This is a genomic window from Methylobacterium carpenticola, from assembly GCF_042748905.1.
Taxonomy (GTDB): domain Bacteria; phylum Pseudomonadota; class Alphaproteobacteria; order Rhizobiales; family Beijerinckiaceae; genus Methylobacterium; species Methylobacterium carpenticola.
The window spans coordinates 5,593,287-5,605,000 of sequence record NZ_JBHZEO010000001.1; the positions used below are offsets into that span (position 1 = coordinate 5,593,287).

Here is an 11,714-nt window from a genome sequence, read left to right on the forward strand (position 1 = left end):
GTCAGATCCCGGTCGGGGCCGGGGCGCGGGAGCCCGCGGCGGCGAGCGCCCGGAAGCGGCCGAGGAAGCGCGCCTGCGCCTCCGCGGTCGGCCAGGGATCGAGCAGCGCGTCCACCGGCACCCGCACGGGCTCCGGCCGGCCGAAGACCTTGAGCGCCTCCGCCCGCGAGAACCCCGCGAGCCGGGTGGCTTCGAGGAAGGCGGCGAGCCGGTCGGCGCGCTTGATCAGGCGCTGCATGGCCGGGGCGGGCTCGGGGGACAGGCCGAAGCGCAGGCGGATCGCCGCGAGCAGCCGCTGCTCCACCGCCTTGTAGGAATGGCCGATCGCCGCCTTGAACGGCGAGATGATGTCGCCGATCACGTATTCGGGCGCGTCGTGCAGCAGGAGGTCGAGGCGCTCCGCCGGCCCCGCCTCGGGCAGGAGCCCGCCGCCCAGGGCCTCGACCAGGAGTGCGTGCTGCGCCACCGAGAAGACGTGCGGCCCGGCGGTCTGGCCGTTCCAGCGCGCCACCCGGGCGAGGCCGTGGGCGATGTCCTCGATCTCGACGTCGACCGGCGAGGGATCGAGGAGATCGAGGCGCCGGCCCGACAGCATCCGCTGCCACGCCCGCGGGGCGGCCCTCATGCGGGATCTCCCGCGGCGCCGTGCCCGGCGGGGCCGGGCAGGGCCGCGCAGGGGCCGTGGCGGCAGCAGCCGACGAGGTGGTCGTTGACCATGCCGACCGCCTGCATGAAGGCGTGCACGATGGTCGGCCCGCAGAAGCCGAAGCCCTCCGCCTTGAGCGCCTTCGACATGTGCCGCGAGACCGCCGTCTCGGTGGCGATGCCGGCGTGGTCGCGCGCCGTGCCCTGGATCGGGCGTCCGTCCACGAAGTCCCACAGGAAGGCCGAGAAGCCGGGGCCGCGCTCCTGGATGGCGAGGTAGGCCCTGGCGCTGCGGATCGTACCGACGATCTTGGCGCGGTTGCGGATGATGCCGGTGTCCCGCATCAGCGCCTCGACCTCCGCCTCGCCGAAGCGCGCGATGGCCGCGGGCTCGAAGCCCGCGAAGGCCCGCCGGAAGTCGTCGCGCCGTCGCAGGATGGTGATCCAGGACAGGCCGGCCTGGAACCCGTCGAGGATCAGCTTCTCGAACAGCGCCCGGTCGTCGTGCTCGGGCACGCCCCACTCGGTGTCGTGATAGGCGACGTAGAGCGGGTCGGTGCCCGGCCACCAGCAGCGGTCGTGCCCGTCCGGATGCCGGATCAGTCCCTCGCTCATTCAGTCCACGAACTCGGCGGCGGAGAATCCCTGGAGATACAGGAGGGCGGTGAGGTCCCCGTGCTCCACCCGGGCATGGGCGGCGGCGGCCACGGCGGGCTTGGCCCGGAAGGCGACGCCGAGGCCGGCCTCGCCCAGCATGGCGAGGTCGTTGGCACCGTCGCCCACCGCCAGCGTCTCCGCCGCCGGTAGGCCGAGCCGGTCGCGCAGCTCGATCAGCGCCGCGCGTTTGGCGTCGCGCCCGACGATCGGCTCCTCGACCGTGCCGGTGAGCTGCCCCGCCTCCACCACGAGGCGGTTCGCCCGGTGCTCCTGGAAGCCGATCCGCTCGGCCACCGGGCCGGTGAACAGGGTGAAGCCGCCCGAGACCAGGGCCGTGTAGGCCCCGTGCGCCCGCAGGGTCCGCACCAGGGTGCGGCCGCCGGGGGTGAGGGTGATGCGCTCCGCGATCACCTCCGCGATGGCGCCGGCCGGCAGGCCCTTGAGCAGCGCCACGCGCTCGCGCAGGGCCGGCTCGAAGGCGATCTCGCCGCGCATGGCCCGCTCGGTGATCGCGGCGACGTGCTCCTTGAGCCCGACCCGGTCGGCGAGTTCGTCGATGCATTCCTGGCCGATCATGGTGGAATCCATGTCGGCGAGGAACAGGCGCTTGCGGCGATGCGCGTCCGCGGGCAGGACGGCGACGTCGATCGGCTCGCCGTCGAGCGCGCGGCGCAGCCGCTCGGCGAGGGCGGGGCCGGATTCGGGCGTGCCCGGCACCAGCACCTCGGCGGCGACCTCGCCGTGCAGGATGCGCGGCTGATGGTCGGTGGCGAGCACGCGCCGGGTTTCGGCGAGCACCGCATCGGTGATGGCGGGGCGCGCGGGGTTTGCTATCAGGATCGCCACAAGGGTCATGACGGAACTCGGAAAGGCGGACGGAGGCATGGCCGGGCGGGCGATCCTCATCGCAGGGCCGACCGCCTCGGGCAAGTCGGCGCTCGCCCTCGGCCTCGCGCGGGCCCGCGGCGGCGTGGTGATCAACGCCGATTCGATGCAGGTCTACCGCGACCTGCGCGTCCTCACCGCCCGGCCGAGCCTTGACGAGGAGGACGCCGCGCCGCACCGCCTCTACGGCTGCGTGGACGGCGCGGTGAACTACTCGGTGGGGCACTACCTCGCCGATGCGGAGGCGGTGCTGCGGGAATGCTGGGCCTGCGGGCGGCTGCCGATCCTCGTCGGCGGCACCGGGCTCTACTTCAAGGCGCTGCTGGAGGGGCTCTCGGCGATCCCGGCCGTGTCGGAGGCGGTGCGCGCGGCGGTGCGCGCGGCGGCCGAGGGGCGCACGACCGCCGATCTCCACGCGGACCTCGCCCGCCGCGATCCCGCGGGGGCGGCGCGCCTCTCTCCCGGCGACCGGCTGCGGGTGCTGCGGGCCCTGGAGGTGCTGGCCGCGACCGGCCGGCCGCTCGCCGCCCATCAGGGCAGCCGCCGGCCGGGCCTCCTCGCGGGGGTCGAATGCGAGAAGATCTTCCTGGCGGTGGACCGGGCGGTGCTCCGCGCCCGCATCGATGCGCGCTTCGTCGCCATGATGGAGGCGGGCGCCCTCGACGAGGTGCGCCGTCTCCACGCCCGCCGCCTCGACCCGCTGCTCCCGGTGATGCGCGCCCACGGCGTGCCGGGGCTGATCGCCCATCTCGACGGGACGCTCACGCGGGACGAGGCGATCGCCCGCGGCCAGGCCGATACGCGGCGTTACGCCAAGCGGCAGGTGACGTGGTTCCGCCATCAGGTCGGGGCGGATTGGCGCTGGCTCGCGCCGGAGGAGGCGGGACGGCTTCTGGCGGCAGGACGGTGAGCCCGTCCCGCCGCTGCGCATGGCCAGGCGGAGCGGCCAGGCGGATCGGCAGGGAGATTCCGCGACTCGGAGCCCGTCTGCCCGGTTTGCAGCCTATCCCATCCGGCACCTCGGGATGAGGTCGAGAACAGGACAGATGGTTTGCGACGGTGACTGGTTTGCGAAGGTGACGGCCGGGAGCCGTCGGACAGGCCTCATACGGTTTCCGGATGATCGCTTCGCGATGCGGAAACCGGCCTCGCTCAGGCGCCGCGCGGGCTCGTGATACGGTTTCCGAAAGTGATCGTCCGGAAACCGTATCACTCCCGGGTCATCAGCGCGTCGATGGTTCCCATGCCCGTCATCAGGAGGATGCCGACGAATCCGGCGATCGCCGCATAGGTAACAAGCTTCGTGAACCGCATTGCGCCTCCGACGTCGTTGGAACCGGATCGAGAGCGGGACGTCCGCGGCCTCGCCGCGGATGAATGCCTCCGGCCGTCAACGGGCAGGGTCGCGGGGCGTTGCTGCGGTGCAGCACGATGCCGCGGGGGCGTTGGAATCGAACGCGATCCGATCGCGCAGGGGACATCGCGGCAGCTGTGGCGACCCGGGTGCTGCCGGAGGCAAAGGGCCCGCTACTTCGTGTCGAAGGGCAGGTACTTCGCCCGGATGCGGTCGTAGGTGCCGTCCGCGATCACGGCGGCGATCGCCTTGTCGAAGGTCTCGCGCAGGGCGTCGTCGCCCTTGCGCAAGCCGATCCCGATCCCCTCGCCGAGGATCGGATCGCCCGGCGGCACGTCGCCGACGAGCCGGCAGCAGGCCGCGCCGTCCGGGAGCGCCAGGATCTCGGACAATTCGCGCTTGTCGCCGAGCACGAGGTCGAGCCGGCCGAGCCGCAGATCGTAGCCGGCATCCTTGGCCGAATCGAAGCTGCGGATCTCCGCGCCCGGCACACGCGCCTCCAGGTAGGCGAGCTGGGGCGAATGCGCGGCGGCGCCGATGGCCCGGCCCTTCAGGGCGGCGGGATCGAGGGAGGGCACGGCGGCGTCCCGGCGCGCCATGTAGGCGGAGGGGACGCGGTAATAGGGGCGCGAGAAGGCGATGCGGGCGCGGCGCTTGGGCGTGATCGCGAGCGAGGCCATGACCGCGTCGTACTGGCCCCCTTCGAGATCCCGGAGGATCCCGTCCCACTGGTGCAGGACGATCCGGCAGGTGAGCCCTGCCGCCCGGCACAGGGCCTCGGCGAGATCGACCTCGAATCCGGCGGGCTTGCCGTCCTCGACGTAGTTGAAGGGGGGCTTGCCGCCCTCGGTGGCGATCTGCACCGGATCCGGCAGCGGCCCGGCCAACGCGGCCGGCGCCGGGCCGGCGGCGAGGCCGACGAGGACGAGGAGGCGCGAGAGGAGTCGGCTCATCCGGGCGGGTCCAGCGGGAGCCGGTCCCTTGCCACGCTTGCCCGCTCCCGCGCAACCGGGCGGCCCTGCCGGCAGGGTTAAGCGGCCTTTAAGCGGAAACCCGCCTGATGGGGCCATGCGTCTGTCCCGCCGCCCCCGCATCCCGCCGGATGTCTTCGAGGCCGTCGAAGTGCTGCCGCCCGAGGGGCCGTGGCCCCGCGCCGCCACGCCGTGGCGGCCCGGAGGCGATGATGCCGCCGCGGTGCGGCGGTCCGGCCTCGACGCCGTGGACGCGGTCGAGGCGGAGATCGGCCGCGCCGTCCGCGGCATCGCCGGGACGGCGGCGGTTCTGGGCGCCGAGGCTGCGGCCGCGCGGTCCGGCGTCGCCGCGCTCGTCGCCACCCTCGCGGCGCCGGCGCCGGGCGGGATCGCCGCCGGGGGGCACGCCATCGCCGCGGCGGCGGGTGCCCTGGCCGACGACGCGGCCGGGATCGGCGCCGTGCTGGAGCAGGCGGGCCGCCACCTCGACCATGCGGGCGAGAGCCACGCGCTGGCCCGCAAGGCAGCCGATGCGCTCGCCGGCGTGGCCGACGAGATAACCCGCGCCATCGACCGGGTCGCCAGCCTGGCGCGGGAGGCGAACCTGCTCGCGCTGCACGCCACGATCGAGGCGGCGCGCCTCGGCGAGGCCGGGGCGGGCTGCGCCCGCATGGCGCGGGACGCGGCCCGCCTCTCGGCCGAGGGCGTCCGGGCCGGCGAGGCGATCCGCCGGCTCGGCCACCGTTTCGAGGCCGGCGCCCGGGACGCCACGGGGGCGGCCGAGACGGCGGCGGCCTCGGTGGCGGGCTTGCGGCCGGTGCTCGCGACGCTGGAGGCGGCGAGCCGCAGCCAGGCCGAGCGGGCCGGGACGATCGCCGGGACGGCCCGCGCCCTCGCGGCGGATGCCGTCCGGCTCGACGCCGGGGCCCGGACGGCTCTCGCCGCCGCGGACGGGGCCGCCGAGCGGGCCGTCGCGGCCGAGACCGCGGCCGGCGACCTCGCCCGGGTCGGCCCGCGCATCGTCGCGGCCCTGCGGCAGGCGGAAATCGGCGACCGGCGCCGCCACGACCGCTACCCGGTCGACCTGCCGGCGCGGGTGGGGCCGAGCGGCCTCGGCCGCGTCCTCGATCTCGGCGCGGGCGGGCTGCTGCTGGCGCCGCCCGCGGGGCAGGCGGCCGGACCCGGTGCCGTGCTCGCCCTCGACGTGCGCGGCATCGGCCGGCTCGGCGTCACCGTGGTGGGGATCAGTCCGCGGGGCTGGCACTGCGCCTTCGCGCGGGCCGAGGACGCCGCGCGCTGCGCCCTGGCATTGGCGCAGGTCGAGGCGGCCCACCGCCCCCTCGTCGCCCGCGCCCAGGACCTCGCCGCGCAGGTGGCGCGGGCCCTGGAGGGGCTGCTCGCCGCGGGCCGCCTCACCTGGGACGCCCTGTTCGGTGCGGCGTATGCGCCGGTGCCGGGCCGCGAGCCGCCCCGCGTCCTCACCGCCGCCGGCCCGGTACTGGCGGAGGTGCTGCCGCCCCTGCTGGAGCCGCCGCTCCTCGCCGACGAGCGCCTCGCCGCCTGTTTCGCGGTCGACCGCAACGGCTACGCACCGGTGCATCGGGGCCGCGGCGCGCAGGCATCCCGCCACCCGTGCTTCCACGACGATGCGGTGGGGCTCGCCGCCGCCCGCTCGATGCGCGCCTTCCTGGTGCAGATGCGCCCGGAGGAGGGCGGGTCCGCGCCGCTGCGGGAGATCTCCGCCCCCATCCGCGTGCAGGGGCGGCACTGGGGCGGCTTGCGCATGGCCTACCGGATCTGACGCGCCGGGAGCCTCAGCATCATTCCGCCGGCCGAGGCGGCCGGCGCCGAAGTGGTCCCCGGTTCGGCGGCGACACTGAGGGAAACGAACGACCTGACGCAGAATGGCCCGATGCGTTTCTGCTTCAGCCCCCGGTGGTGCTCATGTGCCGGGGCACGGCGGGCCGCGCGGCCCGCTCGATGACGAAGTCGTGCCCCTTGGGCTTGCGGGTGATCGCCTCGGCGATCGCCTCGGCCACCAGCGCGTCGTCCGGGGAGGCCCGGAGCGGCGCGCGCAGGTCCGCCGCATCCTCCTGGCCGAGGCACATGAAGAGCTGCCCCGTGCAGGTCAGGCGCACGCGGTTGCAGCTCTCGCAGAAATTGTGGGTGAGCGGCGTGATGAAGCCGAGCCGCCCGCCGGTCTCCTCCACCCGCACGTAGCGGGCCGGGCCGCCGGTGCGGTCCGGCAGCGGCGTCAGGGCGAAGCGCTCCGCGAGCCGCTCGCGCACCACCGACAGGGGCAGGAACTGGTCGACCCGGTCGGGCTCGATCTCGCCGAGCGGCATGACCTCGATGAGGGTCATGTCCATGCCCTTGCCGTGGGCCCAGGCGAGCATCGGGACGATCTCGTCCTCGTTCACGCCCTTGAGTGCCACGGCGTTGATCTTGACCCGGATCCCGGCCGCTTGCGCCGCCGCGATGCCGTCGAGCACCAGCGGCAGGTCGCCCCGGCGGGTGATCGCCCGGAACTTGTCCGGATCGAGGGTGTCGAGTGAGACGTTGACGCGGCGCACGCCCAGATCCGCAAGTTCGGCCGCGTGCTGCTTGAGCCGGGTGCCGTTCGTGGTGAGCGTGAGCTCGTCGAGATCGCCGGAGGCGAGGTGGCGCGAGAGCCCCCGGAACAGCCGCATGATGTCCCGCCGCACCAGCGGCTCGCCGCCGGTGATGCGCAGCTTGCGCACGCCCCGCGCGACGAAGACCGAGCAGACCCGGTCCAGCTCCTCCAGGGTGAGGAGGTCGCGCTTGGGGAGGAAGGTCATGTCCTCCGCCATGCAGTAGACGCAGCGCAGGTCGCAGCGATCCGTGACCGAGACGCGCAGATAGGTGATCGCCCGCTGGAACGGGTCGATCAGGGGCGCCGGCCGCGAGGGGGCGGGACGCGTCGTCTCGTCGGGGGGACCCCACATGGCGGGTATGGTTCCTCAGGCAGCGACGGGCCGCGCGGCGTCTGGCGGCCGCGTCGAAGCCTGCATATGAGGTTTCGGGCCGCGGCGGGCAAGCCGGCATTGGCAAGCCGTCATGGTAAGCCGGCATGGCAAGCCGGCGCGGGCCCTCGCTCCGGTGCGGGCCGTCGACGGGGAGTCGCGCCGTTCCGAGAGCCCGACCCGAGACAGCTTCCGAGGAGAGCCGCCATGACCGATGCCGACTGGCCGACCGAGATCCGCCTGTCGCGGGACAAGCGGGTGCTGCACGTGAGCTTCGCGAGCGGCGCGAGCTTCGCGCTCCCGGCGGAATACCTGCGGGTCGAGAGCCCCTCGGCCGAGGTGCAGGGCCATGCGCCCTCGGAGCGCCAGTGGATCGGCGGCAAGCGCGAGGTTCAGATCCTGTCGGTCACGCCGGTCGGCAACTACGCCGTCAAGCTCGCCTTCGACGACATGCACGACACCGGCATCTTTTCCTGGACCTACCTGCGCGACCTCGGCCTCGAACAGGAGGAGCGCTTCGCCCGTTACCTCGACGAGATCGCCAAGCGCGGCCTCGGCCGGGACCGGATTCGCAAGGCCTGACCGGCTCCGCACCGGCCGCGGCCGCCGCACCGCGAGTAAAAAAAGCGCTGTCTGACCGCTATTTAGCCGGGATCCAGGGGGAGGGGTGGCTCTTTGTTCAGCATCTGTTAATCTTCTGGCGATCCGATGACCCGCGTCCCAGGGGTCTTCGACAGGAGTTGCCGATGTTCAGCATTGGACCCTTCCATCGGCCGTCCGGCCAGCCCGCGGGGATCTACACCTCGCTGCTTCCGCTCGAGCCGGATCCCCTGGAGATCACCGCGGGCAGCGCCCCCTCCAAGCCGGCTCCGACCTTCCGCCGGCACGCGCTGACGACGGTGCTGCTCGTGGTGATGACCCTCGCCGTCCAATCGGCGGTGGGCTGGTGGACCCTGCCCGGCGCGCCCCACGACCTGTCGCCCTCGGCCCTCGCGCCGACGGAGCGGGCGCCGTCCTGAGGGCGGGCGCGCGACGCGCTAAGTCGTTGGTTTCCGGCATGATCCGCGCCGGGTCGGCCGTCATTTTGCCGGGCAAGCTCTCCCGATGCCGGCTTTCAGGTCGTCTTGGACTTTTCGGCAGGTTCCGCCGCATCGGTGTCGAGAACCGGGCAAGACTATCGTTCGGCCCTTGCGCAGCGGCCGCATTTCGTTAACGTCCCGTTCATCGCGGAACGTTCGCGAAATCCAGCGCACAGGGGGAGGCCTCGCATGGCTTCAGACGCTGTCACCACTCACGATGCCATTCGGGTGAAGCCCACCCAGGATGGAACCTACACGGTGTATCGCGGCACCAGCGTGCTGGTGAGCGGCCTGACCCGCGCCCAGGCCGAACTCTACGAGGCCTCGATCATCCAGCAGGCCCGCCAGCAGACCCAGCACGTGCAGCAGGACGCAGCCGCGGCCCGCTCCGTCCACTGACGGGCCGCCGCGGGCGGAGGCGCGGGCCCAGGTGGCCGGACGAACCGGTCGCCATCGAGGATCGCCCGGACGCGGAATGCCGGCCCATCCTCCCTCATCCGAACGACATGATGGACATCGGGTGCCGCAGGCGCGGCCCGTACGGCCCTCCGGATGACGACGGTCATCGGGCGGTGGCACGCCGCCTCTCTTGATCAGCTTAGATTGGTCGTTCACAAACAAAATCATATGTTAACGCCTGGCACGGAACACTGATCCAAAGGCCGCTCCGGTCGCGGCTCAGTGGATACGTGAGGCATGATCGATCCCATCGTGTGCGCAGGCCTCGCCGGACAGGACGAGGAAGACCGGCTGCGTGAACTCGCCACGTATCGGGTGGCGGCCACGCCGCCGGAGCCGCAGATCGACTGCATCGCGGCGGTGGCGGCGGCGCTCTGCGGGACGTCCTGGGCCGCCGTGACGCTGATCGGCGAGGACACCCAGTGGGTGAAGGCCCGCTTCGGGCTCGACTTCAGGCTCGACATGGGGGAGATGCCCCGGTCGGCCTCGTTCTGCGATCACACCATCCGCAGCGACGCGGTGCTGGTGGTGCCCGACGCGGCCGCCGATCCGCGCTTCCGCGACACCCCGCTGGTGCGGGGCGAGCAAGGGGTGCGCTTCTACGCGGGGGCGCCGCTGATCGCGCCGAACGGGCAGCGCATCGGGGCGATCTGCGTCTTCGATCCCGCGCCGCGCGCCGGTCTCGGGGCGATGGAGCGCGGGCGGCTCGCGGATCTGGCGCGCATCGTGATGGCGCAGTTCGACCTGCGCCGCGAGCGGCTGCGGGACGCGGATGTGACGCGGTTCGCCGCCGCGACCGAACTCGCGCTGCTCTCGGTGGATCAGGCGGGCCGCATCACCTTCGTGAACGGGGCCGGCGAACGGCTCTTCCGATACGGTCCCGGCGAGATGCTCGGACGGCCGGTCGCGATCATCGTGCCGGAGCGGCTCCGGGCCGGCCGGGAGGGAATGGCCTGCATCCCCGGCCAAGGACGCTCGCACCTCGTCGGCAAGACGATCCGGGTCGTCGGCCTGTGCCGGGACGGCACCGAGATCCCGGTCGAGCTGACGCTCTCGGCCTGGAGCGGTGCCGACGGCGTCGGGATGGGGGCGGTGATCCGCGCCGTCTCCGATCGCCCGGAGCGGAGCGGGCACCTCCTCACTCTCGCCGATCACGACGCGGTCACCGGCCTGCCGAATCGCCGGACCTTCACCGAAATCCTGGCGGCCCGCCTCATCGAAGGGGCCGCCGCCGCGCTGCTCCTCCATCTCGAGGGGCTGCGGGACGTGGCGGAGGATCGCGGTCCGGCCTTCGGCGATGCCCTCGCCCAGGCGGCGAGCATCCGGCTCCTCGCGGCCCTGGACAGTTCCGCCACCGTGGCGCGCTGGGACGTCGACCGCGTGGCCGTGATGGTGCCGGATCAGGATCCGGCGAGGATCCTCGCCCTCGCCGCCCGGCTGCAGGACGCCTTCGCGACGGCCTTCACGATCGGCGGCCACGCCGTGCATCTCGGGCTGAGCCTCGGCATCGCGGTGGGGCCGCTGCACGGGCGCGATGCCGAGGGGGTCCTGGCGAATGCCGATCTCGCCCTGAGCCGGGCCCGGCACGGGGAGGGGCGCGGCATGCGCATCTACGACCCGGCCATGCGGGCGGAGATCGATTCGCGCCGGGCCCTGCAGAACGAGCTGCGGCGCGCCCTGGAGCAGGGCGAGCTCGTGCTGCACTACCAGCCGCAGGTGGCCCTGCGCACGGGGGAGATCGTCGGCGCGGAGGCGCTGGTGCGCTGGCAGCACCCGGAGCGTGGCCTGCTCTATCCGGGGGACTTCCTGCACGCGGTCGAGTCGAGCACGCTCGCCCTGCATCTCGGCTGGTGGACCGTCGACGAGGTCTGCCGGCAGATCGCCGCCTGGCGCGCCGCCGGCCTGCCCCCGATCCGCGTCGCCCTCAACCTCTACGCGGCCCAGTTCCGGGCCGGCACCCTGAGCCAGGTGATCGAGGAGGCGCTGGCGCGTTACGGCCTGCCGCCCTCCGTCCTCGAACTGGAGGTCACCGAGACCATCGCCCTCCAGAACGACGGGACGGATCTCGATCCGATCCGCACCCTCCGGGATCGCGGCGTCGGTATCGCCTTCGATGATTTCGGCACCGGCTACGCGGCGCTGAGCACCCTCAAGCGGTTCCCGCTCACCAAGCTGAAGATCGACCGCAGCTTCGTGCACGACCTCCTGTCCGAGCCGCACGACGAGGCCATCGTCGGGGCCGTGCTGTCGATCGGCAAGCGCCTCGACCTCGACGTCGTCGCCGAGGGAATCGAGACGATCGACCATGTAGCGGCCCTGCTGCGGATGGGCTGCGAGCACGGCCAGGGCTTCCTCTTCGGCCGCGCCATGCCCCCCGACGCCTTTGCGGCCCGGCTGGCCGCCGGGGTGGAGGCGCGCGAGGCCTGCGGGCTGATCCGTGCCGTGCGCGCGTGAGCGCACGGCACGGATCACCGGGTGGGGGAGGGGGCGTCGCAGAAGGTTCAAAAAGGGAGTTGACGGGCGGGGAGGTGGGCCGTATACGACCACCCATCGGCGCCGGCCGCGACGCAAGAGCGGCCCGGGCGCTTCTGCTTCTTTCCGACAGGCCAGGGGTCAGGTTCGGGTGGGTTACCCGGGTCGGCTTGGCTGTCTGTGAAGCGAGCTCTTTGACAAGTTGATC

The 11,714-nt window shown here is 73.2% G+C and carries 11 protein-coding genes; 6 read left to right on the plus strand and 5 right to left on the minus strand.

From position 1 onward, the window contains the following. Position 1: 1 nt before the first annotated feature. From ACE101_RS25860 to serB, 3 genes are read right to left on the minus strand one after another with little or no spacing between them, the layout of a single operon-like run. Complete coding sequence (locus ACE101_RS25860; protein WP_379135884.1) at positions 2 to 625, minus strand: HD domain-containing protein; 624 nt, start codon at positions 623 to 625, stop codon at positions 2 to 4. Beyond that, positions 622 to 1,260, minus strand: coding sequence for a DNA-3-methyladenine glycosylase I (locus ACE101_RS25865; RefSeq protein ID WP_379135887.1), 639 nt, complete (start codon positions 1,258 to 1,260; stop codon positions 622 to 624). Before ACE101_RS25865 ends, ACE101_RS25860 begins: the two co-directional genes overlap by 4 nt. Further along, on the minus strand, positions 1,261 to 2,157 hold the full coding sequence (serB, locus tag ACE101_RS25870) for a phosphoserine phosphatase SerB (protein ID WP_379135889.1): 897 nt from the start codon (positions 2,155 to 2,157) through the stop codon (positions 1,261 to 1,263). Between serB and miaA the strand changes: the two genes are divergently transcribed. Next, positions 2,156 to 3,097, plus strand: coding sequence for a tRNA (adenosine(37)-N6)-dimethylallyltransferase MiaA (gene miaA / locus ACE101_RS25875; RefSeq protein ID WP_379135892.1), 942 nt, complete (start codon positions 2,156 to 2,158; stop codon positions 3,095 to 3,097). The genes serB and miaA overlap by 2 nt on opposite strands. 617 nt (positions 3,098 to 3,714) lie before the next feature. On the opposite strand, the gene ACE101_RS25880 is transcribed toward miaA, so the two are convergent. Next, positions 3,715 to 4,494 (minus strand): ABC transporter substrate-binding protein, encoded by a 780-nt coding sequence (locus tag ACE101_RS25880; protein ID WP_379135896.1) that lies wholly within the window; start codon positions 4,492 to 4,494, stop codon positions 3,715 to 3,717. A gap of 115 nt (positions 4,495 to 4,609) precedes the next feature. Between ACE101_RS25880 and ACE101_RS25885 the strand changes: the two genes are divergently transcribed. Beyond that, positions 4,610 to 6,313, plus strand: a complete 1,704-nt coding sequence (locus ACE101_RS25885; RefSeq protein WP_379135898.1) for a chemotaxis protein — start codon at positions 4,610 to 4,612, stop codon at positions 6,311 to 6,313. A gap of 124 nt (positions 6,314 to 6,437) precedes the next feature. Here ACE101_RS25885 and moaA read toward each other — a convergent pair whose 3' ends face one another. After that, positions 6,438 to 7,478, minus strand: coding sequence for a GTP 3',8-cyclase MoaA (moaA, locus tag ACE101_RS25890; RefSeq protein ID WP_379135901.1), 1,041 nt, complete (start codon positions 7,476 to 7,478; stop codon positions 6,438 to 6,440). Between the two features lie 225 nt (positions 7,479 to 7,703). Between moaA and ACE101_RS25895 the strand changes: the two genes are divergently transcribed. The 4 genes from ACE101_RS25895 (at position 7,704) to ACE101_RS25910 (ending at position 11,488) form a co-directional block, all read left to right on the plus strand. Then, positions 7,704 to 8,078: a gamma-butyrobetaine hydroxylase family protein gene (locus ACE101_RS25895; protein ID WP_379135904.1), complete on the plus strand. Its 375-nt coding sequence runs from the start codon at positions 7,704 to 7,706 to the stop codon at positions 8,076 to 8,078. Between the two features lie 164 nt (positions 8,079 to 8,242). Further along, positions 8,243 to 8,515 carry a hypothetical protein gene (locus ACE101_RS25900; protein WP_379135906.1) on the plus strand — a complete coding sequence of 91 codons (273 nt, stop codon included), beginning with the start codon at positions 8,243 to 8,245 and terminating at the stop codon, positions 8,513 to 8,515. 249 nt (positions 8,516 to 8,764) lie between these two features. Continuing rightward, positions 8,765 to 8,974 (plus strand): hypothetical protein, encoded by a 210-nt coding sequence (locus ACE101_RS25905; RefSeq protein WP_379135907.1) that lies wholly within the window; start codon positions 8,765 to 8,767, stop codon positions 8,972 to 8,974. Between the two features lie 297 nt (positions 8,975 to 9,271). Further along, complete coding sequence (locus tag ACE101_RS25910) at positions 9,272 to 11,488, plus strand: putative bifunctional diguanylate cyclase/phosphodiesterase (protein ID WP_379135910.1); 2,217 nt, start codon at positions 9,272 to 9,274, stop codon at positions 11,486 to 11,488. The last annotated feature ends 226 nt before the right edge of the window (positions 11,489 to 11,714 follow it).